The sequence below is a fragment of the Mesorhizobium sp. M0293 genome (assembly GCF_040321735.1).
Lineage (GTDB): Bacteria > Pseudomonadota > Alphaproteobacteria > Rhizobiales > Rhizobiaceae > Mesorhizobium.
The window spans coordinates 111,657-136,298 of record NZ_JAMYSA010000004.1; the positions used below are offsets into that span (position 1 = coordinate 111,657).

The following is a 24,642-nucleotide window of genomic DNA, read 5'->3' on the forward strand; positions in this document are numbered from 1 at the left end:
GTGCGCCGCCCGTCCCTGGAGGTCGCCGACATCTTCCATCGCCACGGCGCGCCTGGCGCGCAGCCCAGGCCGGCCACTTGAGCCTCGGCCAGCTGAAGGTGATGTCGGCGATCGAGACCTGCCGCACCGCAGCCCAGGCGGTCATGTCGAGGCCTGCGAGGACTGCGGCCACAGACGGATCGCCGTTAATAGTTGTCGCGACAGACATTGCCCCAAATGCCAGGGCGCGGCGGCCAGGGAATGGCTTGCCGCGCGCGAGGCCGAGCTGCTGCCCGTCGGCTACTTCCACGTCGTCTTCACCCTGCCGGCCGAGATCGCCGATATCGCCTATCGCAACAAGGCGGTGATCCACGACCTGTTGTTTCGCGCCGCCTCGGAAGCGATGCTCACCATCGCGGCCGATCCAAAACATCTCGGCGCCCGCATCGGCATCACCGCCGTGCTGCATAGCTGGGGCTCGGCGATGACCCATCATCCGCATGTCCATATGATCGTGCCCGGCGGCGGCATCTCGCTCGAAGGTGAGCGTTGGGTGTCCTGCCGGCCCGGCTTCCTCCTGCCCGTGCGCGTGCTCTCAAAACTGTTCCGGCGGCTCTTGCTGGCGAAGCTTACTGATGCCCATGCCGCCGGCCGGCTGAGGTTCTTCGGCGACAATGCTGGCCTTTGCGACCACCGCGCTTTTGCTGCCTTCCTGGCACCGCTCAGACGGAAGAACTGGTTCGTCTACGCCAAGCCACCCTTCGCCGGACCCGAGGCCGTGCTGGCATACCTGTCGCGCTATACCCACCGCGTCGCCATCTCCAACAGCCGGCTGATCGCGCTCGACGAGGCCGGCGTGACGTTCCGCGTCAAGGACTACCGTCGCAACGGGGAGGAGCGCTACCGGACCATGACGCTCGAGCCGGCCGAGTTCATGCGCCGCTTCCTGCTCCATGTCCTGCCCAAGGGCTTCCACCGCATCCGCCACTATGGGCTGCTTGCCAGCGCCAACCGCAAGGCCAACATCGCGCGCGCTCGCGAACTGCTCGCCGCACCCCAGCCCAAGGACGAATGCGGCGATCCAATAGCGCCGATGCGACCGCCCCAACCGACTGGCGGCCGCCATGTCCGTGCTGCGGCGGTCGCATGATCATCATCGAAACCTTCGAGCGCGGCAGCGATGCCAGAGCACCCCCGTCCGGCAGCTCGACAAGCGAAGCCCGAGCATCATGACCGGGCCCCGCTCATCACCGCGCATCATCTCTGCCGAGGGACCTTATCGTCCCCGGATGGACGGCTTCGCGCGCCGCCGCCCAACCGCACCGAAATCGCCCGCTCTTCAACCGCCACACCGCATCATGCGTCGCCTCGGCCGGCCGCGCGCGCCCGTCAACCTGAGCAGTCCCACCTGTCAGGCGCATCAGTGCACCCACCGCGGACCAAGCGAAACCGTCAAATCCCCATAGCGCCGAAACCGAGCCTCCATCCCGCGGGTTCTTTCCCTGGAGGCTTTCGGACGCCGGCCCTCGCGCCAAGCCAACACGTTGTTGGCCGGCATCCGTAACCCTACACAATGTCGGTCATAGAGACAAATTTTACCTTCGCCTGGAAGCGGACATTCTGCTGGCCTGGCTGAGGTCAGCTTTGCGCCCCATGAGGAAAAAGACGGTGCAGGAATTTAGTAGCGTTTGCTTTTTCGTGCGGCCGGCGGACATCGGTCCGCGCCGACTAATCTCGCCACTCGATCTTCCGGTTGGCGGATTTTTACGATCTATTGTCGTTGCGACAGCGGTTTGCTCGGCCAATCGATTCTCGAAACAGGCCACGATATCGGGGGTGGGGTGAATACATTAGATGTGTTCTTTGCGGATTGCGCATCCGCTGACGCGGGAGGTAGGGCAAAATTCACTCTGTTCTGTTACCAAGATCCCGAGCCATGTCCTTGGCCCTTGATGATTTTTGAGTTGTCGGTCGAATATGTCAGATACTGATTCAGTCTCCGCCCGTGATGGGCTTAGGGCGGTGGATTTCTTTTGTGGTGCGGGCGGTATGTCATTCGGTCTCTCGCAGGCCGGCATCCGAGTGCTTGGTGGTGTCGACAACGCCGTCGATTGTAAGCGTACCTATGAAGCGAATGTCCCTGGCGCCAAGTATATCCGCCACGACATCACGACACTGACCGCGCCCGAACTCGGTCGCCGGTTGGGCCTAGAACGGGACGATCCAGATCTCGTGTTCAGCGGCTGTAGTCCCTGCCAGTTCTGGTCAAAGATCCCAACCGATAGGACAAAGTCGGTTCAGACGGCATTCCTGTTAGGTCAATTCCAACGATTCATTAGGCACTTTCGACCTGCCTTCGTGATAGTTGAAAATGTCCCCGGCCTCTATCGCCGCAAGGACAATCGCATTCTGCATGGCTTCATCGAATTCCTAACCAACCTCGACTACCGTATGCAGGACGGGATAGTAAATGCAGCCCACTTCGGTGTCCCTCAAAATAGGATGAGATACCTGCTGATCGCGTCACGCTTCTCCGAGGTCGCGCCGTTAACTTCGGTCGATGCAACCACCTCGCTGACGGTAGCGGACTTCATCGGCGCGGACAAAGGCTTCCCACCGATCGGGCCTGGGCACCGCGATAGCACAATCTTCAACCACAGCTCTGCTGCGCTCTCGGAATTAAATGTCAGACGGATTGCCATGACGCCATCGTCTGGAGGCGACAGATCGGCCTGGTCCAAGGATCCTGAGCTGCAGATCGACGCCTATCGTGGTCGTGACGACATCTTCAAGGATGTCTACGGGCGGATGGCGTGGGATCGTCCTGCGCCTACAATCACCACCCGCTTTATTAGTCTCTCCAATGGCCGCTTCGGTCACCCCGAGCAAAATCGAGCCATTTCCGTTAGGGAGGGCGCCGTTCTTCAAACCTTCCCGAGAGACTACAAGTTCTATTCAAAGAACCTCAATGGCTTGGCTCGCCAGATCGGTAACGCTGTGCCACCGGCGCTGGCGAAGCGCATCGGCGAGCACCTGATTTCGGTCCGCAATGGCTAGGATCCAGACGCGCGCACGTGCGGTCGACATGTTAGGCAGGCAACAGATTGCCGGCGTACAAAACGCTTTGGTCGAACTGTTCAAGAATGCCCATGACGCCTACGCCGAACGGATCGCCGTCGATTTCTTCGAGGATTTCGGCGCGAACGGTGAAGGCTTCCTGATCGTGCGCGACAACGGCATCGGAATGACAGAGGCCGATTTCGTCAACAAGTGGTTGGTCCTCGGGACGGAGAGCAAGGCGATCGCGAGCACCCCACCCTATCGGCCAACGGATGCGTGGCCCAGACCGATCACCGGCGAGAAAGGCATCGGGCGACTGGCCATCGCCTTGCTCGGCGAACAGACCCTCGTCCTCACCCGGGCCGTACGTGCCGATGGTACGCATGACCTGGTTGCGGGCCTCTTGCACTGGGGATTATTTGAGATTCCCGGCCTCAACCTCGAGGAGATCGAGGTGCCCGTCGAAACGGTTGTCGGCGGCGGCTTGCCGAGTGTAGACGTGCTCGAATGCATGCGCAGGCAACTCATTGACTGCGCGCGTAGAATTCATGCTGACCATCCAGATGCGGATGTCGATCGGATCATCTCAGATATCGAGGGCTTCCAACCAGATCTCGGCAGCGTGTACAGTTATCTAAAAGAGACTGAGGACGACCATCTCACATTGGATGCGGGCGGGCTCGGCACACATTTTCTGATTGCCCCGAGCAATCCCGTCATCAAGCTGGATCTAGCCAACGAAGAGCGTGAGGACGATTACGGGTTCCGCAAGCAACTCCTCGGATTCTCCGACGCGGTGTTCGCGGAAGACAGCTCGCCTCGCCTGACCACTTCATTCCGGCGCTGGCGCGGAGGCGACACGGCAGGCGAAGAACTTCTCGACCCCAAAACTTTTTTCTCTCGGCACGAGCTTCTCGAACTGTCCGATCACCTATTGGACGGCAGGGTCGATGCGTTCGGCCAGTTTAAGGGAATGCTGCGGGTCTACGACAAGGATTATGATCTTGTCATTCCATGGGGCGCCGCCAACGGGCGGATGACGAAGTGCGGCCCCTTCGCAATCAATTTCGGCTACCTCATGGGACGACCGACGGAATCCTTGCTTCCACCCGAGATTTATCATCCGCTCAACGACAAGCTGGACCATATGGGCGGTCTCTACGTCTATCGGGACGGCGTGAGAATTCTGCCTTACGGCGACTATTCGTTCGACTGGATCGATACGGAGAAGCGCCGGAACAAGGGCGCGGGCTACTATTTCTTTTCGGCAAGGCGCATGTTCGGTGCGGTTCAGCTGACCCGCGCCGATAACTACGAACTGCAAGAAAAGGCCGGACGTGAGGGGTTCCAGCAGAATGAAGCCTACCGGCAGATCCGTGACATCCTGATCAACCTACTGATCTACTTGGCCGCCGAGTTCTTCAGAAAATCGGGTGCCAATGCCGAAGCATTCGAAACGGCCCAAGGCGAAATCCGTAAGCGTTCCGCCGCCCTTGAGCGCCAGCAGAAACGGTCGGCAACGAAGAGGCGGAACTTCGCCAACTCCCTGGACGCCTTTTCGGAGGACCTTCGTTCAGGCCTGCCGACGTCGGAAGTCGCGAACCTAATGCACCTGACCCAATCGCGCATGGACGCAGCTGCCAAACTTCCCGATCAGGATAAAGCCGCAACTGCGCTTATCCGCGCAGAGCAGGAAGCTATCAAGTCGATCTCCGAGCTGAGGCAGAAATACACCAAGAAACGACCCGCCGGCGTGGCTCTAGGTAAGGAACTGCAGCGTGATTGGGATGGCTATGCCCTTGAGAGGCAACGCCTTGAGGCCGAAGTGTTCGCTCCGTTCGAGCAGCAGGTCGCCAGAACGCTCGGCGCGGTAGCCGAACAGGCACGGGTCTATGTCGACCAGCGCAAGCGGCTCGAGGAGCGAATCAAGTCGCTCGCCAACGAACGCAAGAAAGACCTGGCCGAAGCGAGCCGTCAGGCCAACGCCACAGCGGCCGATACACGACAGACCGTTTTGACGATTACCGAGCGAGCCCGCCTGGCCCTCGATGAAACCGTTCGTGCCATCGAGGCGGACCTCAATCGAACTGATCTCGCGGGTATGGACCCCGAGCGCATCGACGAAATGAGACGCCGTTGGGAAGACCAACTGACGGAAATTGAAGGGCGCCATCGCGATGCATTGATGGCTGCGCGCGATATGCTGGCTTCCTTGGCCGAAAACCTGCGGGCCTCCGACGGTGAGGAACCGGCGCAGGTCATGCAGGCAATGGAAGAGCGGATGTTGGCGCTCGAAGAGCAGGCCGACGAGGATTTCGAGATGGTTCAGCTAGGCCTGGCCGTCGCCATCATCAACCACGAATTCGCCGCCTCGATTAAACGCGTCCGGAGAAGCATTCAGGAACTGGGCCAGATTTCACGCCGAAGCGACGGCTTGCGGCCGCTTTACGAGTCGATCAGATCCAATTTCGAGCACCTCGACGGACATCTGAATTTGTTCACTCCGTTGCAACGCCGCTTGCAACGAGCGGCGGTAAGGATCGACGGGCGCGAAATTCTGAACTACTGCAACGACCTATTCGCCAACCGGCTCGAACGCCACAAGGTAGAATTGATCCCCACGGACGCGTTCGTCGATGCCGTTGTCGAGTGCTACCCTTCGACGCTGTATCCGGCGGTCATCAACATAGTCGACAACGCCCTCCACTGGTTGAACTCGGTATCCTCGGACAGACGGATCGAGCTCCATGCGGATGCGAATGGGATTTATATTTCGAACAACGGGCCAGCGATCGAGCCGGTTGACGGCCAGCGCATCTTCGAGCGGGGTTTCAGTCGCAAGACCGGCGGTCGGGGTCTCGGCCTGTTCATCTCCGCCAAAGCCCTCGAAGCCGAAGGGTTGTCCCTGGCTCTGAGCGAACCGCCGCGGGCGGACTACGCCATCACCTTCGCCATCAGCATTAAGAACATCGAGGCCCGTAAGTGACGTCAGCACAGGAATTCGCTCTGACCGCCGCGCGCAAATACTTGCAAAGCGTGGTGTTCGTTGATGACGAGATATATGTGCCCGTGCGCGAGGCGACAGAAGACGTCAAAGTCGGCGATATCGGCCCCCGGCGTATGCAGGTTTACGCCAAGGTGATGCAGCCTTCCGAACCGGCGGATCATGCGGCACGGCCAGCGGATGACGAGAAGGCGGTCAAGACAGTCGATCCGGCGGGCGGCCTGTACCATCCGAAGCAGTTGGTGGAGAGCTTTGCCAGGCAGCGTATGGTCTGCGCCCTTTACGAGCCGTCGAGGAATTTCGATACCGACCCGGAATCGGAGATTTTTAAGCTATGCGAGCGCGCCGATGCTGTGATCCTAGATTGGGATTTTCACGGCGAGCCCGGCAAGAAGGTCATCGAATTGCTTGGCCACCTCATGACGGCGGCTCAGACTACGGTGCCGCATCACGTGAGACTATGCGCCGTCTACACCTCCACCCCCAACCTTCAACATGTCGCCTCTCAGCTGTATGACACACTCAAACAGCAAGGGCTCGACATCAAGACTGACGGTCCTTTCGACCTGAATGCCGGGTCGTCGCGCATCATCGTTCTCGGCAAACCGTCGACCACCGGACGCCCGGCTGATCAGAATAAGGCCGAGGTGAAGGAAGTCGACCTAGCAGACCGCATTATCACCGAATTCGCGCGTATGCACGAGGGTATCCTACCCTCCATGGCCCTGCACGGGCTGGCGAGCGTCCGGACCAATACCAAGAAGATCCTGGACAAGTTCCGCAAGGATATGGACGGCGCATTCCTCACCCACCGTGGCCTCATCTATCCCGGTGACGATGCCTTCGAGCAGATTCCAGAGCTCCTGGCCGAGGAAGCGCTCGCTGTCATGATCGACACCAGCATCAGTCTGACCGATGCTACCAAGATTGCCGAGGACGCGATCGACGCCATGACGATCAGAACTGCCTGGGTGACCAAGGCCAAGGCGGCGACCAAGCCGGGTGAGTACCCTATTAAGCTTCTGAAGGAGGGGCCGGTTGACGTTCGCAAGGAAATTGAGCTGAACCCGAAGCAGCTGAAGGATCTCCACGACGAGCTCGACCCTGGGAAAGCCTTCGCGGCGCAACGATTGGCCGCCCTCTACGCCTCTCGGACCCAATACGGTAAGGATCGATACCTCGATTTCGGGACTATCGTGCGGTACGCCAAGCCGGTGGAAGGCAAGCCCGATGAGATACGGTATGCGATATGTCTGATGCCGCTCTGTGACTGTGTCCGGCTGAAGCCCGGCGCTTGGTACCAGTTCCCGTTCTGGGACCTTCGACCTAGTGTCGGCAAAGGTCAGGGCAAGGGCATCGTGGTCGAATTGCCGGCAAAAGAGGGCTTCGTCGAACTGTTCAGCCTGGGGAAGCCACGTGATCAGCTATGGCTTGATGATTTTCAGGCCGGTGACCAGCGCATGGTGACCGCCGGTGGCGGCAAGGATTTCGCTTTTACCGGAAAGAGTAGGGACCCGCAGTGGATCGCGCAGCTCAAACCGGCTCATGCCCAGCGTATCGCTCAGGACATCGGCACATCGTTCGCGCGAGTGGGCGTCATCGAGGCGGAATGGCTCAGGTTGAAGGCCGATCGACAAGACTGACGGCGGCGATCGAGCGTCCTACGTGAGAAGGCCACGCATTTGCTTGATCAATGCCGGCGCTAGTGCGAAACAGGGGTCAGCAGGCAGGCAGGGCACTCCGCAATGGCCACCGGCTCCAGTTGGGGACCGGTGCAGGCCCATTCTGCAGCCCTTGAGGTAATGGTTTAGGGCTGCTTTGTGAAGTTGTCCCAAGCCCGGTAGGCGGCCTCAATAAATCCAGGCGTCAAATGATCGATATCGTCGACAACGATACAAGGTCGCGCATGATGGCGGGAATCGGCGGCAGGAACACGCGGCCGGAGCGTCGCCTGCGTGCCGCGCTGCATGCACGAGGGCTGCGATTCCGAATCCACGCGAAGGAATTGCCGGGCAATCCAGACGTCGTCCTGCCTCGCTTTCGCGCCGCCATCTTTGTTCATGGCTGCTTCTGGCATCGCCACCCCGGATGCCGTTATGCGACCATGCCCGCGACACGTCCCGAATTCTGGCAGGAGAAATTTGCCAAAAATGTGCGTCGTGATGCTGCAGCGGTCACCGTGCTCCGGGAAATGGAGTGGCGGGTCGCCATCGTCTGGGAGTGCGCCCTCAGGACAGCTGCAGATGTTGAAGTTTCTGTCGCGACATTGTCAGCTTGGCTACATGATTGTGAAGACCTGCTCGAGATTGGTAGTGAAAGCGCTCGCCTCTGATCAGAGTCAGCTGCCTAACGACAGCTTGTTGCGATCTCCTCCAAATGGGGACGGTCCGCTCCCGGCCCAACAACGTCGTTCCAGTTCTCGACCAGCGCGCGGTCATTCTCGATGGTACCGTGTCGAAAGGTTTGATCGCACATGCCGAAAATGTTTGCATGGCGCAGTTTATATCGGCTCGTATATGGGGACTGCCGATATGGCAACCTATATATAGCGGTAAATTGATATACCAGCGTATATTGACACCCGTCATATAGGGTCCTATATCGGGCTAGCTCAGGCAGAAAAATCATATAGGCCATGAAGATCAGAACAGCTCGCGACATTGGTATCCTGATCAAGGAGGCCCGCACCCGGCGCGGCCTGTCCCAGGCTGCCTTGGCCAAGATGATCAACACCACGCAGACGTGGGTGTCGTGGATCGAGAACGGCAAGCCCAGCGCCGAGATCGGCAACGTGCTGCTGGCGCTGACCACGCTTGGTGTGGAGCTGGACTTTCAGATCCCGCCGGCGCCGACGTCGGCTGCTGATCATCATCATAATGCCGATGAACGGCATGTCGACGATGACGACGACGAGATTCCCTACAAGCTCTAGGTGACGATGATCATGGTGAACCCCATCGACACCCTCGACGTCTATATCGCTGGCAGACTGGTTGGGTGGCTCCACCACCTGCAGGGCGGCAAGCTTTCGTTCTCCTATCACGAGGCATGGATGGAGGGCCGGGTGGCGATCCCGCTCTCCCTGTCCATGCCGACGATCACCAGGACATACGAGGGCAAGGTCGTCGAGGCATTCCTCTGGGGTCTGCTGCCGGATAATGAGCAGACCCTCGCCAGATGGGCGCAGAGGTTCCAGGTCTCCGCGCGAAACCCGTTTGCCCTGCTCAAGAATGTCGGCCGCGACTGCGCCGGCGCCGTCCAGTTCCTTCCTCGTGGCGACCAGGTTTCCCGCGGCGAGAACGTGGAGTTGCTCACCGAGGCGCAGATCGGCGACCGCCTGCGCGACCTGCGCAAGGATGGTGCAGCGACCCGGCGAATTGGCGATCCTGGTCAGTTCAGTCTCGCTGGTGCGCAGGCAAAGACGGCGTTCCATTTCGACAAGGGCAGCAATCGCTGGGGGATCCCTCTAGGCGACACACCCACGACACACATCTTCAAGCCGCCTTTGCCGCACTTGCACGGGCATACCGAGAACGAGCATTTCTGCCTGCAGCTTGCATCCAAGCTCGGCATGGACGCTGCACATAGCCAGGTTCTCGACTTCGCAGGCGAAAAGGCGATCGTTATCGAGCGCTACGACCGCCGCAACATCGAGGGCAAGACCATCCGCATCCATCAGGAGGACATGTGCCAGGCCCTGTCGGTGATGCCGACGCTCAAGTACGAGAACCAGGGTGGGCCAGGTATCACGACGATCTCCAGAAGGGTGCTGTCGGCCTCCCTCGACCCCGTCCAAGACCGTCAGATCTTCATGGCCGCGAACGTCTTCAACTGGATCATCGTCGGCACGGACGCGCATGCAAAGAACTACTCGATACTGCTCGGTGCCCAGGGCGAGGCCCGCCTAGCTCCGCTCTACGACATCTCCTCCATTCTGCCGCACCTCGGGGGAGAGATCCAATCTGAGATGCGCGACCTTAAACTGGCGATGAAGATCGACAGAGTCTATCCCATCGAGGAGATCATGCCGCGCCACTGGGGGCGCTGTGCGTCCTCAGCAAAGGTTGGCGGCGAGTACACGGTGCGGACCATCCGCCATCAGCTCGCGGTGATGCCCGATATGGCATCGGAGTGCGCCCAAGAGCTTCGCCAGGAGGGGATCATCCATGAGATCGTTTGTCGCCTCGTCGACGCGATCGCGACGCGCATCAAGGGCTTGTCCCGGATCTATGGAGAGGAAGGTTGTGGAGGTTAAAGTCGGGCGGGGATAGCGGATCCACGGACTATGCCGGCGAAATGGACGGACCGCACACTGCCCACGGGATTCTCGCTCTAATAGCGCGCGGCCCCGGGCCGGGTAGATGGCCGGTTTCGGAACCGGCCATCGGCAGCTTGAATGACGGAAATGGGGCTGCAGAACGGCAGCTTCCCGCCGAACGCTGTCAACTTTCTCTCCGGAAAATCTGACAATGCGGGCCTACGATTTGGCGTCGAGTTGTGGCGTTTTTCGACGGTCAGTATGATTTCCGCCGGTTGGAGGTTTGTATCGGCGTTTGATGAACGGCGGCTGTTGGGTTCAAAGTGGATGGTCGCGTTGGTGTGTGGACAGCAGGCTTGCGGCGTCCCTCGATTGAGATCACCCGCAGGTTTTTGCTCTTGAGTTCATCCAGATAATCGGCCCACCACTGCATCATCTCGACGCGCTCGTCCCAGTGCTCTGCCCGGGCGTAGGCGCGCCGAACGTCGTTGTTCTCGATGTGGGCCAGCTGCCGCTCTATCGCGTCCGGATGCCACTTGCCGCATTCGTTCAGCAGAGTTGATGCCGTTGCTCGAAAACCATGCGCGGTAGCTTCTTCCTTGCTGTAACCCATACGACGCAGTGCGGCGTTAAGGGTATTGTCGGAAATCGGACGCGAAGCCGATCGAACACTAGGAAACAGCAGCGATCCATCACCAGAGATTTCTCTCAGTGAAGTCAGGACGCTGATCGCCTGCTTTGACAGGGGTGTGCGGTGCGGACGTCGCATTTTCATGCGTGCTTCAGGGATGGTCCATACCGAGCTTTCAAAATCGAACTCTTCCCATTCAGCGGAGCGAAGCTCGCCGGGGCGGGGAAACATCAGAGCCATCAACTTCAGACCGGCTCGGGTTGTAGGCTGTCCGTCAAATGCATGGATCGCCCTCAGCAAACCGCCCAAGGCCTTCTGATCGGTAATCGCGGCGCGAGGCGTTACCGTCGGACTGATGAGTGCGCCTCTGAGGGCGAAGGTCGGATCTGTCTCGGCGCGTGCGGTGGCGATTGCGTATCGAAACACGCTGCCGATGGTGGAGCGCAGTCGCCTGGCCGACTCGTATCGACCGCGAACCTCAACGCGACGGAGGGCGGCAAGGATGGTGGCCGTATCGATCTCCCGAATGCACTTATCGCCGATAATCGGATAGGCAAAGTCGAGCAGCCATTTGACCTTGCTGATCGTCCGGTCGGCACGTCCCTCCTTCTTTAGCTTGTCGACATATTCGTCCGCGATTGAGCGAAAGGAGTCCTTAGCCGAATCGGCCTTCCGCAAGCTGCGTTCCTTTCCAGGGTCGACGCCAGCTAGCAGGAGCCTTTTAGCATCATCGCGCGCCTCCCGTGCCTCGGCGAGAGAGATAAGGGGATAGCTGCCCAGCGCGAGCAGTTTCTGCTTGCCCTCAAAGCGGTAGGCGACCCGCCAGAGGCGAGAGCCCGTGGGCTGTACCCATAGCTGCAGCCCGCCTCCGTCAGATAATTTCACGAGTTTGGAAGCAGGGCGGGCGTTTCGACATTTCACGTCGGAGAGGGGCATTCGTCAGGTCTCCCTTGGCTGTTTAGATACCATCAGGATGTCGAATACCAACGGAAATACCATCCCCCCGCCTCGTTGGACCAAATGCGCCCGAAGCGCTCCCTGTCCCGCTAAATTGCGCAAGGCGACCGCAAAAGATCAACAATTCCAGTCGCTTGCAGAAATTGCAGCGTAAAAGGTTCGGCGAAAGGGAGTGTCGGGAGAAGAGGGGATGGTGCCCAGAGGCGGATTCGAACCACCGACACGCGGATTTTCAGTCCGCTGCTCTACCAACTGAGCTATCTGGGCCTGTTCCGGCAAAACGAAAACTCGTTGACCGGATTTCATCGAGGCGCCGTGGGGGCGCCCCTTGAAAGCGCGTGGGTTATAGCACGGGAATTCGGCCTGTCCAGCGCCTAGGTGGCGATTTCAGACAGGAAAAGCGATGCTGTGCAGTGCCCCGGTTTCCATGCCGCTCGCATGGCCGCAATGGCGCACAGCATGGCACGATCCGGCCTTCGTCACCCTTGCCCGCGCCGTTATTGGGGGGCTGACATGCCGTGACGCGTCTTTTAGCCAGCGACCGAGGCGCAGCACTGCTTTCGCGGCACCAGGCGCGCCGCTGGTCGCCGCTATCTATCTGGCGCCGGTCACGCCTCTGCGAAAATCGGAGGGCGACATGCCGGCCAGTTTGCGGAACGACTTGTTGAAGGCGCTGAGCGAGCCGAAGCCCGAGTCCATGGCGACGCGCAGCACATTGGCGTCCTGGTGCATCAAGAGCGCTTGCGCATAGCTCAGCCGCAGCAGGTTGACATATTCGTTGAGCGTCATGCCGGTCGATTTCTTGAACAGGTTCATGGCGTATTTGGGATGGATGTCGGCGGCGGCCGCTATGTTCACGCAGTCGATGTCGTAGAGGAAATTCTCGGCGATGAAATCGCACATGCGCCCGACATTGCGCGACGATTGCTGGTCGAAGGGGCTGCCGGTTTCCTGCCCGGGTGCGGTTTCCGGCACCAGCCGGTAGGGCTCGAACCGCACCCGCTCCAGTCTGAGCAGCAACTCGTTCACGGCATGCTCGATCATGGCCGGATCGCCCGAGCGGAAGTAGCGATTCCAGCGCTCGAAATTGTGGTGGTCCGCCGGATCGGTCGCGCCGGTCACCAGCGTGGCGCCCGTCATCAGCCGATGGCGGACATCCGTCGGCAAATGCAGGCGAAAGAAATGCACCAGCGGCAGATGCGCTCCGGCATAGATGGCGTCGTCCGAGAGATCGTCCATCTGGTGCGGCAGACCGCCCCAGAACAGGCACATGTCGCCTGCCGACAGTGCGATCTCATGTTCGTTCATGCGGTAATGCACGCTGCCGCGCACAATGAAATTGACCTCGACCTGGGCATGCCAATGCGGCTTGAGCATCACGAGCGGATGGTTGTGAAACATCTGCAAGGCCAGCGGCAGGCCTTCCACGCTGCTGGCGCCAGGCTGATAAAACGGACGTTCCGGCATCTTACTTTCCGCCAATTTCATATTCCCTTTGACGGCGACAGGCCCTGCCCACTGCATAGTCTAGGCATGCTCACAGTGAGAGAGCAAATGAAATGGGAGGATTTCTATGCGCATCACAATGACCTGCGCCGCGCTCGTGCTTGCCCTGGGCTCTGCCCCGGCCTTCGCGCAATCCGGCGAAATCACCATCTGGAGCTGGAATGTCGCGGCTTCATCGCTGAAGGCGACCATTGCCGGCTTCAACAAGCAATTTCCCGACGTCAAGGTCACGGTCCAGGATCTCGGCAACCAACCGACCTACGACAAGTCGATCGCCGGCTGCGCCGCCGGCGGCGTCGGCCTGCCCGACATCGTCACCATCGAGAATGGTGAGGCCGAGAATTACTGGAGCCAGTTCCCCGACTGCTTCGTCGATCTGCATACGCTGGGCTACACTGCCGAGGACCAGGCGAAATTCCCCGACTTCAAACGCACCGAACTCGAAGTCGGCGACAAGGCCTACTCGATGCCGTGGGATTCGGGCCCGGTCGCCGCGTTCTATCGCCGCGATTTCTACGAAAAGGCTGGCGTCGATCCGGCGTCGATCAAGACCTGGGATGATTTCATCGCCGCAGGCAAGAAGATCCAGGCCGCCAATCCGGGCGTCACCATGACCAACGCCGATTTCAACGGCGACTCGGAATTCTTCCGCATGATCGCCAACGAACAAGGCTGTGCCTATTTCTCCGCCGACGGGCAGTCTATCACGGTCAACCAGCCCAAATGCGTCGACGCCATGACCAAGGTCAAGGAGATGAAGGACGCCGGCATCATCTCGTCGGCCGACTGGGGTACCAAGATCACGAACAACACTGCCGGCACCGTCGCCACCCAGATCTATGGCGGCTGGTATGAAGGCACCATCCGCACGGAATCGGCCGGTGAAAACGGCAAATGGGGCGTCTATCTGATGCCGAGCCTCACCGCCGACGGTCCGCGTGCCGCCAATCTCGGCGGGTCCTCGCTGGCCATCACATCAGCGTCCAAGAACAAGGAGGCTGCCTACGCCTATCTCAAGTACACGCTAGGAACCAATGAGGGCCAGATCACGATGCTGAAAGAGTTCGGCCTGGTGCCGTCGCTGGTGTCGGCCCTCAATGACCCCTATGTCTCGGAAGGCCTGCCCTATTGGGGCGGCCAGGCGGTGTGGAAGGACATCCTCGGCACCTTGCCGAAAGTTGTTCCGAGCCGCGGCACACCGTTCCAGAGCGATGCCGAAATCATCGTCCGCGCCGTGCAGACCAAATACCTGGCCGGCGGCTATCCCGATGCCAAGGCAGCGCTCGACGACGCCGCAAGCCAGATCGCCGCGGCGACCGGATTGCCCGTCAAATCTTGATCTGGACGTGATGGTCGCGGGCGGCATGATGCTGCCCCGCGACCGAACGCGCCGCGCGTTTCAGCAGGGCGCGCCACCCTTGAACGCGGAAAGGAGGCAGCAATGCGCCATCAGAATGCCACGGCGTATCGCTTCCTCGCGCCCTATCTGCTGATCTTTGCGGTCTTCTGGGTGTGGCCGATCATCAGCTCCTTCATGATCTCCTTCCAGGCGACGCGCACCGTGCCGTGGCGGTTCGCGCCCGGCTTCAACTGGGGCCGGTTGATCGGCGACCCGGCCTTCTTCAACGCGCTTAAGAACACGCTGCTCATCCTTGTCATCCAGGTGCCGGTGATGATCTCGCTGGCGCTGGTCATGGCGGTGCTGTTGAACTCGCCGCTCTTGAAGGCGCGCGGCCTCTACCGCTTTGCCTTCTTCGCCCCCGTGGTGGTCGGCGAGGTCGCCTATTCGGCGGTGTTCCGGCTGATGTTCAACCTCGATTTCGGCATCATAAACAAGCTCCTGAACAGCGTCGGCCTGCCTAAGATCGACTGGTTCTCCAACGTCACGCCGGCGATGGCGCTGATCATGATCGCGGTGACCTGGCGCTGGGCCGGCTACAACGCCATCATCCTGCTCGCCGGCATGCAGTCCATTCCCGAGGATGTCTACGAGGCGGCGACGCTCGACCGCGTCAGCAAGCTCAAGCAGTTCTTCTACATCACCCTGCCGTTGCTCAAGCCGGTCATCGTGTTTTGCCTCGTGCTGTCGATCATCGGCACCATGCAGCTGTTCACCGAGCCGTTCCTGATCACCGAGCGCGGCGGACCGGGCGGCGGCACTGAGACGCTTGGCCTGCTGCTTTACCGCCAGGGTTTTCGGTCGCTCAATTTCGGCTACGCGTCGGCCGTTGCCTACACCATGGCCGGTCTGGCGATCGCCATCACGCTGGTGCAGCTGTGGCTGACGAGGGAACCGAAATGAGTTCGCGCTCCTCCGCCAGGCTGGGACGCAGCATCGCGCTGCATTTGTTCCTGACGCCGCTGGCGCTGATCTGGCTGTTTCCGCTGTGGATGATGGTGGTGTTCTCGACCATGCCGGACAACGGCATCTTCAGCCCCGGCATCGAGATGTTGCCGCACGGCAATTTCATCGACAATTTCAACAATCTGCAGCGGGACACCAACTTCGTCGGCGCCATCGGCATCTCGGTATCGGTGGCGGTGACCTACACATTCCTGTCGGTGCTGCTGACGTCGATGGCCGGCTGGGCGCTGGCGCGCTACCAGTTCTTCGGCAAGGGCGCGGTTGTCGCCATCATCCTCGGCACCATCACGCTTCCTTATGCGGTCGTGCTGATCCCGCAATTCATTATGGTGGCGCGCGACTTCAAGCTCGCCAACACCTGGGTGGCGCTGATCGTGCCGCCGCTGTTCAATTCGCTCGGCGTGCTGTTCATGCGGCAGAGTTTTTCGATGATGCCGGCCGCCCTCTTCGATGCGGCGCGCGTCGAAGGCGTGAAGGAATGGCGCATCTTCCTTTTCGTCGCGCTGCCCTTGGCGCGGCCGATGCTGGCAGCGCTCGCCATCATCCTGTTCCTCGCCTCCTGGAACAATTATCTGTGGCCGCTTTTGATCAACAGCCAGCCCGGTTCGATGACGGCGCCGGTTGCACTCGGCACGCTGATCGGCCTCACCAAGGTGTCATGGGGCGGCATCATGGCGGGCGCGGTGATGCTGACGGTACCGATGCTCGTCGTCTTCGTGCTGCTGCAGCGCCATTTCATCGCCGGCATCGCCGCAGGCGCGGTCAAGTAAGGGGCAGAATGGCAACGGTTACGCTGAACAATGTCGTCAAGCGCTTCGGCGTCTTCGAGGTCGTCCATGGCGCCAGTATCGACATCAAGGACGGCGAATTCGTCGTCTTCGTTGGCCCCTCCGGCTGCGGCAAGTCCACGCTGCTCAGAATGATCGCCGGGCTCGAGGATATCAGCGACGGCGAGATCGCCATCGGCGGCAAGGTTGTGAACGATGTCGAGCCGGCGGACCGCGGCATCGCCATGGTGTTCCAGTCCTATGCGCTCTATCCGCACATGAGCGTCGAACAGAATCTGAGCTTCGGGCTGCGCATGACCGGTAACCCGAAAGCCGACACCGATCGGCGGGTGAAGCGGGCGGCCGAGATCCTGCGCATCAGCGAATTGATGGACAGGCGCCCGAAAAAACTCTCCGGCGGCCAGCGCCAGCGCGTCGCCATAGGTCGCGCCATCGTGCGCGAGCCGCAGGTCTTCCTGTTCGACGAGCCGCTCTCTAATCTCGACGCCGAACTGCGCGTCCAGATGCGGGTCGAGATCTCTCGGCTGCACAAGGAACTCGGCGCCACCATGATCTATGTCACGCACGACCAGACCGAGGCGATGACGCTCGCCGACAGGATCGTCGTGATGCGCGCCGGCCATATCGAGCAGATCGGCCGGCCGCTCGATCTCTATGACAATCCCGACAATCAGTTCGTGGCGGGCTTTGTCGGCTCGCCGAAGATGAACTTCATCAAGGCTCATATTGTCGGGCACGATGCGCGTGGCGTGATCGTCGAACTGGCGGGCCAGGAGAAGACCCGTTTCACCCAGCCGCTGACAGGCGCCATGCCCGAAACGGGGAGCAAGGTCATCGTCGGCGTGCGGCCTGAACATTTCGGCAGTGCGGGAGAAGGGGGCGCCGACCTCGTCGTCGGCATCGACGTGGTCGAGCACCTCGGCGGCACGAGCTTCCTCTACACCAGAACGGCCAATGGTGAAGACGTGGTGATCCAGCGCGACGCGGCAAAGGTTCCCGATACGTCCGAAATCACCGTTTCCATCCGCAAATCCTACCTGTTCGATGAAAAAGGACTGCGGCTGCGCTGACCGGCCGTCCTTTCCAGCCTCCAAGGAGAATGACAATGACTGCAACCACGCCCATTCGCTGGGGCATTCTCGGTCCGGGCAGCATCGCCCAGTCCTTTGCCGGCGGCGTGGCCGATTCGCGCACCGGAAAGCTGGTCGCCATCGGTGCCCGCAATCCCGCCAAGCCTGGCCTCGCTGAGAGTTTTCCCGGCGCCCGCATCCTCGACGGCTACGATGCCTTGCTCGCCGATCCCGACGTCGACGCGGTCTACATTTCGATACCGCATCCCGGCCATGCGCAATGGGCGATCAAGGCGACCGAGGCCGGAAAGCATGTGCTGTGCGAAAAGCCGCTAGCGCTGACCGCCTTCGAGGCCGACGCCATGATGCATGCCGCGCGCAAGGCCGGCACGTTTCTCGGCGAAGCCTTCATGTACCGGCTGCATCCGCAGACGCTGAAGCTGGTGGAACTGATCAGATCGGGCGTCATCGGCGAGATCAGGATGATCAAGTCGAGCTTTGGTTTTGCGATGCCGCGCTTCATGCCGGAGCACCGGCTCTACGCCAACGATCTCGCCGGCGGCGGCATTCTTGACGTCGGCGGCTATCCCGTCTCGATGGTGCGGCTGATTGCCGGCGCCGCAGCCGGAAAATCCTTCGCCGAGCCTGACAAGGTGGTCGGTACTGCCCATCTTGGCCAGTCCGGCGTCGACGAATGGGCCTCGGCGCTGCTGCATTTCCCGGGTGGCATTGTCGCCGAAGTCTCCTGCAGCATCTCGCTTAACCAGGACAATGTTCTGCGCATCCTCGGCACCAAAGGCCGCATCGAGGTGCCGGACTTCTGGTTCGCCGGCGGCAACCGCGACGTTGGTCTCGGCCAGATCGACGTCTTTGCATCCGACGGCACGCGCGAGACCATCAGCGTCAACGAGAAGCGCCATGTCTATTCCTTCGAGGTCGACGCAGCCGGTGAGGCCATCCGCGCCGGACGGCAGGAATTCGCCTGGCCGGGCATGGCCTGGGCGGAAAGCCTCGGCACCTTGCGTGTGCTGGACAGATGGCGGGCGGCAGCCGGCCTCGAATACGGGATCGAGAAGGCCCAGCAACGCATCAACACCATCTCCGGCCGGCCTTTGCTATCGGGTGGGACGGCGATCGCCAAGCGCATGATCCCTGGCCTGTCGAAGCCGGCATCGGTGGTGGCGCTCGGCTTCGAGGATTTCCGTACGTTTTCCTCAGGCTCGATCCTGCTCGACGCCTTTTTCGAGGCTGGCGGCAATCTCTTCGATACCGGTTATGTCTACGGCGCCGGCTATACCGAGAAGCTGCTTGGCGAGTGGTTGAAAAACCGCGGCGTGCGCGCGCAATCGGTGGTCATCGCCAAGGGCGCGCATTCACCGCTCTGCTACCCCGACGTGATCGGCAAGCAGCTCGACCAGTCGCTCGACCGCCTGCAAACCGACCACGTCGACGTCTATTTCATGCACCGCGACAATCCGGATGTGCCGGTCGGCGAATTCGTCGATGCGATGGATCGCGAGGTGAAGGCTGGCCGCATCCGCGGCCCGTTCGGCGGCTCGAACTGGACAATGGAACGCATGGATGAGGCGATTGCCTATGCCGAACGCACCGGCAAGCAAAAGCCCGGCGCGCTGTCCAACAATTTCTCGCTGGCCGAAATGCTGGAGCCGATCTGGGCTGGCTGCGTCACGTCCTCCACGGATGCGTGGAAGGCCTGGCTGACATCCAGGCAGATGCCGAATTTCGCCTGGTCGAGCCAGGGGCGTGGCTTCTTCACCGATCGCGCCGGACGCAACAAGCACGACAATGAGGAACTGGTGCGGGTCTGGTACTCGGAGCGGAATTTCGGCCGCCGCGACCGGGCGATCGAACTTGCCGCGAGACTGGGCAAGAGCCCAATCCATATAGCGCTCGCCTATGTGCTCGCTCAGCCCTTTCCATCCATCCCACTGATCGGGCCGCGCACGCTTGACGAGTTGGACGACAGCCTACTCGCCCTCGACATCACGCTTTCACCGGCCGATCTCGAATGGCTGGATGGCGGCAGTCTGCGCGCTGCCTAGTTTAGCTGCCTTGTTTGACGGCGCGACGTCAGGTCTCGTCATTGGAGACCCTGACGCCGCGCCTGGCCGGCGTTCGCATGTTGGCATACATGCCGGTGGTGCGGAATTGGCTTGGCGTGATGCCGTAGCAGCGGCGGAAGACCTTTGAAAAATAGTTCGCGTCCTCGAAGCCGCACAGGATGGCGACTTCCTTCACCGGCAGGAAATCCGCCTTGGTCAGCAGCTTCGCCGCGCGTTGCAGGCGCTGCTGCAGCACGAATTCGGCGGGCGGCAGGCCTTCGCTCTCAGCGAAACAGCGTGAGAAATGGGCCCGGCTGAGCCCGCTGATCTGGACCAGGTCCGCCACCGGCAGCGGTCTGTCGAGATTGGCACCAATGTGATCGATGACCGGCTGCATGACGCTCTGTTTTTCGGCAAAGGCGTGGGAGCCGAAGACATCGTCATAGAGCGCCATCGCAGCCTCGTAGGCTATCGCCGAAGCAGCACCCGGCGAAGCGGCCCCTTTGATCAGGCGCAGGCTGCAATCGGCAAGATGATCGATCGTCGCCGGCTGCAGCCGAAATACAGGACCAGAGACGCTGAGGATCGACTTGTGGATGCGCAGCGCTTCCTCGCCGTTCATCGAAATCCAGAAATACTCCCAGCGCTCATCCCCAGCCAGCCAGTAGCGGTGGTTGTGCGGCACCAGCACCAGCAATGTGTCGTTCTTCTGCAGGCGGTAGTTGCGGTTTTCGTAGCGCAGCCGGCCGGCTCCGCTGATCGTGTGCTGGAGCACCGTGAACGGTGTCTGGCCGCGCTTGCGGCCGTCCCAATCGTAGATCTCGTCCTCGCGCACCTCATAGCCCGTGCTCGTCGGCATGGCGTGCAGGCGCTGGCGACCGCGCGGCAGCGAGATCGTGCGCATGGATTGTCCGTTGGCTATCAAATCATGCAGCACAAAATTACCCTCGAAAGCATAATCCTTCTCTGGTCGCGCTCGCGAATAAGCGCATAATCCCCGTCGAAAAGCGAGAGAGATCCGTAGTCGAGGAGCGGACAGGGAGGTTGGCAGGCCGGATTCCGGCTTGTCGTGCATACATGTCACGGCATGTGGCTACAACTTCCCATTGTCATTCCTTGCCTGCAATTCGAATGGAATGAGGTGCGGCTGATGAGTTTCAAAATCGCTATCATCGGTGCAGGCAGCGTCGGCTTCACCAAGAAATTGTTCACCGACATCCTGTGCGTGCCCGAATTCAAGGACATCGAATTCGCGCTGACCGACGTCAGCGAGCACAATCTCCAGATGATCAAAGCGATCCTCGACAGGATCGTCGAGGCAAACAGATTGCCGACCAGGGTGACGGCGACCACCGACCGCCGCAAGGCGCTCGAAGGCGCACGCTATGTCATCAGCTGCGTGCGGGTCGGCGGTCTGGAAGCCTATGCCGACGATATCCGCATTCCCCTTAAATACGGCATCGACCAGTGCGTCGGCGATACGATCTGCGCCGGCGGCATTCTCTATGGCCAGCGCAACATCCCGGTGATCCTGGATTTCTGCAAGGACATCCGCGAGGTCGCCGAGACGAACGTCAAATTCCTGAACTACGCCAACCCGATGGCTATGAACACCTGGGCAGCGATCGAATACGGCAAGGTCGACACCGTCGGGCTCTGCCACGGGGTCCAGCACGGAGCCGAGCAGATCGCCGAGGTCCTCGGCGCGAAGTCCAGGCAGGAACTCGACTATGTCTGTTCCGGCATTAACCACCAGACCTGGTTCATCGACCTGCGGCTGAACGGCCGCCCCATCGGCAAGGATGAATTGGTGGCCGCCTTCGAGGCGCATCCGGTCTATTCGCAACAGGAGAAGCTGCGCATCGATGTCCTGAAGCGCTTCGGCGTCTATTCGACCGAAAGCAACGGCCATCTTTCCGAATATCTGCCCTGGTATCGCAAACGTCCCGACGAGATTACGCGCTGGATCGACATGTCCGACTGGATCCACGGTGAAACGGGCGGCTATCTTCGTTATTCCACCGAAACCCGCAACTGGTTCGAGACGGAGTATCCGCAGTTCCTCGAAGCGGCGTCAAAGCCGATCGACCAGGAGAAACGCTCCAACGAGCATGCCAGCCACATACTGGAGGCGCTGGAGACGAACCGCGTCTATCGCGGCCACTTCAATGTCAAGAACGATGGGGTGATCACCAACCTGCCGCAGGATGCCATCATCGAGTCGCCCGGCTTCGTCGACCGTTTCGGCATCAACATGGCTGCCGGCATCACGCTGCCGGAAGCCTGCGCCGCCACCTGCATCTCCTCGATCAACGTCCAGCGCATGTCGGTGCATGCGGCGATATCAGGCGACATCGATCTGTTGAAGCTCGCCGTGCTGCATGACCCGCTGGTCGGCGCGGTTTCGACGCCGGAGGAGGTCTGGCAGATGGTCGACGAAATGGTCGTCGCCCAGGCAGCATGGCTGCCGCAATACGCCCATGCGGTTCCGGCCGCCAGAGAGCGACTGTCGACATCTCAGGTGAAGACCCGCGAGTGGGCGGGCGCCGCACGACGCAGCGTTCGCTCGATCGAGGAATTGCGCGCCGAAAAAGCCGCGCTGAAGCAAGCCGGCTGAAACCACATGCGGTGATGGTGGATCCACGGGAGGCGGATCCACTGCCATGAAGCCGTTTGAATTCGAGGAGAAGCGGAGCAGGCAAAACTGCTCCGAATAAACAAGAGGGAGAGAGACAGTGAGGAATTTACGCAATATCGGCCTTGCTGCCGGACTGGCGCTGAGCGTCTCGGTCTCGGCACTCAATGCATACGCTTCCGAGCCGACGGTTCCACCGGCACCAACGCCGTTCCCCGCCGAGGGCAAGATCAACTATGTCGCGCGTGACTCCATTCTGGAGTTCAAGGCGCTGCCCGAATATCACGAGCCCGACTGGGTCACCGATAAATACGTCAAGACCGGCAAGCTGCCGCCGCTCAAGGACCGGCTGCCGAAAGAACCGCTGGTCTTCAAGACGGGCAACATGCAGGACGGCATCGGCGTCTACGGCGATACGATGCGCCATGTCATCGGCGGCCGGCCGGAAGGCTGGAACTACGGCGCCGGCCAGACCCAAGGCTGGGGCGGCATCGATATCGGCCTTTCCGAATGCCTGACGCGCACCGCGCCGCTGTTCCAGGTCGAGGCGAAGGACACCGAGCCGCTGCCGAACCTGGCCAGGAACTGGGACTGGTCGAAGGACGGCCACAAGCTGACCATGCACCTGGTCGAGGGCGCCAAATGGTCGGATGGCGTTGCCTTCAATGCCGACGACGTCATGTTCTACTGGGACGACGAGGTCGTCGACCCGAACGTCTCGCCGCTGAACGGAGCGACGCCTGAAACCTTCGGTGTCGGCACGACGCTGAAGAAGATCGACGACTACACCGTCGAGTGGACCTTCAAGGAGGCGTTTCCGAAACAATATCTCTACGCGATGGCCTACGGTACGTTCTGTCCCGGCCCCGCGCATATCCTGAAGCCGCAGCATCCGAAATATTCGAAGAACACCTACGACCAGTTCAAGAACGCCTTCCCGCCGGAATATATGAATCTGCCAGTCATGGGCGCCTGGGTGCCCGTCGAATACCGGCCTGACGATATCATCGTCCTGCGTCGCAACCCCTATTATTGGAAAGTCGACGAGAAGGGCAACCAGCTGCCTTACCTCAACGAGCTGCAGTACAAGCTGTCGACCTGGGCCGATCGCGACGTCCAGGCGGTCGCCGGCTCGGCCGACTTCTCCAATCTGGAGCAGCCGGAGAACTTTGTCGCCTCGCTGAAGCGCGCGGCGGAAGCAAATGCGCCGGCCCGGCTGGCCTTTGGCCCGCGACTCATCGGCTACAATTTGCGCATGAACTTTTCCGCCAATGGCTGGGGCAACCCGGACGAGCGCGGTCAGGCGATCCGCGAGCTGAACCGCAACGAGGACTTCCGCAAGGGCGTCACCATGGCGCTCGACCGCAAGGCGCTCGGCGACTCGCTGGTCAAGGGGCCGTTCACCGCCATCTATCCCGGCGGCCTGTCGTCGGGCACCAGCTTCTATGACCGCGATTCGACCGTCTACTACCCCTTCGACCTCGAGGGCGCCAAGGTCGAACTCGCCAAGGCCGGCCTCAAGGATACGGACGGCGATGGGTTCGTGAACTTCCCGGCTGGCACCGCCGGCGGCAAGAATGTCGAGATCGTGATGCTGGTCAACAATGACTATACCACCGACAAGAGCCTTGCCGAAGGCGTCGTCGCCCAGATGGAAAAGCTTGGAATTCGGGTCGTGCTCAACGGGCTCAACGGTACTCAGCGCGACGCTTCGCAATATTCCGGCCGCTTCGACTGGCTGGTCCGGCGCAACGACCAGGAACTGACCTCGGTGGTGCAGAACACCGAGCAGCTCGCCCCGGTCGGTCCGCGCACCAGCTGGGACCATCGCGCGCCGGAAAACGGTGAGGTCGATTTGATGCCTTTCGAAAAGGACCTCGTCGACATCGTCAACAAGTTCGTCTCGACGCAGGACAATGACCAGCGCGCCAGCCTGATGAAACAGTTTCAGAAGATCTCGACGGAACACGTCTACAATGTCGGTCTGACGGAATATCCTGGTGCGCTGATCGTCAACAAGCGTTTCTCGAACGTTCCGCAGGGCACGCCGATCTTCATGTTCAACTGGGCCGAGGACTCGATCATCCGTGAACGCGTCTTTGTCGCGGCCGACAAGCAGGCGAAATACGAATTGTTCCCTGAGGAGCTGCCCGGCAAGCCCGGAGAAAAAGGTCCGATGAATTAGGTTTACCTCCCCTGACCGAGAGAATTGGGGCCGCGCGGCGGGGGGGCGGCCCCCCCAAACAAACAACCCCCCCCCCCCCCCACCCCCCCCCGCGGGCCCAAAACCGCCCCGCAGCGGGGGGGGGGTGGGGAGCGCACAGAC

At 60.8% G+C, this 24,642-nt stretch carries 16 protein-coding genes, 1 tRNA gene and 1 pseudogene; 14 read left to right on the forward strand and 4 right to left on the reverse strand.

All coding sequences use genetic code 11. The annotated features are described in order from the left end of the window. From NKJ06_RS03155 to NKJ06_RS03185, 7 genes and pseudogenes are all read left to right on the forward strand, one after another. Positions 1-1,212, forward strand: a pseudogene (locus NKJ06_RS03155) (IS91 family transposase). 744 nt (positions 1,213-1,956) lie between these two features. Then, entirely contained in the window at positions 1,957-3,036 is a 1,080-nt protein-coding gene (locus NKJ06_RS03160) for a DNA cytosine methyltransferase (protein ID WP_352794731.1), read from the forward strand. A gap of 28 nt (positions 3,037-3,064) precedes the next feature. Further along, positions 3,065-6,025, forward strand: a complete 2,961-nt coding sequence (locus tag NKJ06_RS03165; RefSeq protein WP_352794732.1) for an ATP-binding protein — start codon at positions 3,065-3,067, stop codon at positions 6,023-6,025. Beyond that, a complete protein-coding gene (locus tag NKJ06_RS03170) occupies positions 6,022-7,686 on the forward strand; it encodes a response regulator receiver domain (protein WP_352809066.1) in 1,665 nt (554 codons plus the stop codon). The genes NKJ06_RS03165 and NKJ06_RS03170 overlap by 4 nt, the downstream gene beginning before the upstream one ends. Positions 7,687-7,913: 227 nt before the next feature. Next, positions 7,914-8,375: a very short patch repair endonuclease gene (locus NKJ06_RS03175; protein WP_352794734.1), complete on the forward strand. Its 462-nt coding sequence runs from the start codon at positions 7,914-7,916 to the stop codon at positions 8,373-8,375. 303 nt (positions 8,376-8,678) lie between these two features. Next, the gene (locus tag NKJ06_RS03180) at positions 8,679-8,975 is read left to right on the forward strand and encodes a helix-turn-helix domain-containing protein (protein ID WP_352576291.1); all 297 of its coding nucleotides are present in this window, start codon (positions 8,679-8,681) and stop codon (positions 8,973-8,975) included. Positions 8,976-8,981: 6 nt separating this feature from the next. Next, positions 8,982-10,298: a type II toxin-antitoxin system HipA family toxin gene (locus NKJ06_RS03185; RefSeq protein WP_352809068.1), complete on the forward strand. Its 1,317-nt coding sequence runs from the start codon at positions 8,982-8,984 to the stop codon at positions 10,296-10,298. A 259-nt stretch (positions 10,299-10,557) separates the two neighbouring features. On the opposite strand, the gene NKJ06_RS03190 is transcribed toward NKJ06_RS03185, so the two are convergent. The 3 genes from NKJ06_RS03190 to NKJ06_RS03200 form a co-directional block, all read right to left on the reverse strand. Beyond that, complete coding sequence (locus NKJ06_RS03190; protein ID WP_352809070.1) at positions 10,558-11,868, reverse strand: tyrosine-type recombinase/integrase; 1,311 nt, start codon at positions 11,866-11,868, stop codon at positions 10,558-10,560. A 212-nt stretch (positions 11,869-12,080) separates the two neighbouring features. Beyond that, positions 12,081-12,156, reverse strand: a tRNA-Phe gene (locus tag NKJ06_RS03195). 327 nt (positions 12,157-12,483) lie between these two features. Continuing rightward, positions 12,484-13,356, reverse strand: coding sequence for a helix-turn-helix domain-containing protein (locus NKJ06_RS03200; RefSeq protein WP_352628447.1), 873 nt, complete (start codon positions 13,354-13,356; stop codon positions 12,484-12,486). A 106-nt stretch (positions 13,357-13,462) separates the two neighbouring features. Here NKJ06_RS03200 and NKJ06_RS03205 point away from each other — a divergent pair, with 106 nt between their 5' ends. The 5 genes from NKJ06_RS03205 (at position 13,463) to NKJ06_RS03225 (ending at position 19,681) form a co-directional block, all read left to right on the forward strand. Next, positions 13,463-14,734 carry an ABC transporter substrate-binding protein gene (locus NKJ06_RS03205; RefSeq protein WP_352628445.1) on the forward strand — a complete coding sequence of 424 codons (1,272 nt, stop codon included), beginning with the start codon at positions 13,463-13,465 and terminating at the stop codon, positions 14,732-14,734. 102 nt (positions 14,735-14,836) lie between these two features. Beyond that, the gene (locus NKJ06_RS03210) at positions 14,837-15,697 is read left to right on the forward strand and encodes a carbohydrate ABC transporter permease (protein WP_352628444.1); all 861 of its coding nucleotides are present in this window, start codon (positions 14,837-14,839) and stop codon (positions 15,695-15,697) included. Then, positions 15,694-16,530: a carbohydrate ABC transporter permease gene (locus NKJ06_RS03215; protein WP_352809074.1), complete on the forward strand. Its 837-nt coding sequence runs from the start codon at positions 15,694-15,696 to the stop codon at positions 16,528-16,530. Before NKJ06_RS03210 ends, NKJ06_RS03215 begins: the two co-directional genes overlap by 4 nt. An 8-nt stretch (positions 16,531-16,538) precedes the next feature. Then, positions 16,539-17,618 carry an ABC transporter ATP-binding protein gene (locus tag NKJ06_RS03220; protein WP_352628440.1) on the forward strand — a complete coding sequence of 360 codons (1,080 nt, stop codon included), beginning with the start codon at positions 16,539-16,541 and terminating at the stop codon, positions 17,616-17,618. A 35-nt stretch (positions 17,619-17,653) separates the two neighbouring features. Next, the gene (locus NKJ06_RS03225) at positions 17,654-19,681 is read left to right on the forward strand and encodes an aldo/keto reductase (RefSeq protein WP_352628438.1); all 2,028 of its coding nucleotides are present in this window, start codon (positions 17,654-17,656) and stop codon (positions 19,679-19,681) included. 28 nt (positions 19,682-19,709) lie between these two features. Here the strand turns inward: NKJ06_RS03225 and NKJ06_RS03230 are convergent, their stop codons facing one another. Then, a complete protein-coding gene (locus tag NKJ06_RS03230; protein ID WP_352628437.1) occupies positions 19,710-20,756 on the reverse strand; it encodes an AraC family transcriptional regulator in 1,047 nt (348 codons plus the stop codon). A gap of 75 nt (positions 20,757-20,831) precedes the next feature. Here NKJ06_RS03230 and NKJ06_RS03235 point away from each other — a divergent pair, with 75 nt between their 5' ends. Both NKJ06_RS03235 and NKJ06_RS03240 read left to right on the forward strand, forming a co-directional pair. Next, positions 20,832-22,298: an alpha-glucosidase/alpha-galactosidase gene (locus NKJ06_RS03235; protein WP_352628435.1), complete on the forward strand. Its 1,467-nt coding sequence runs from the start codon at positions 20,832-20,834 to the stop codon at positions 22,296-22,298. Between the two features lie 118 nt (positions 22,299-22,416). After that, positions 22,417-24,501: an ABC transporter substrate-binding protein gene (locus NKJ06_RS03240; protein WP_352628433.1), complete on the forward strand. Its 2,085-nt coding sequence runs from the start codon at positions 22,417-22,419 to the stop codon at positions 24,499-24,501. The last annotated feature ends 141 nt before the right edge of the window (positions 24,502-24,642 follow it).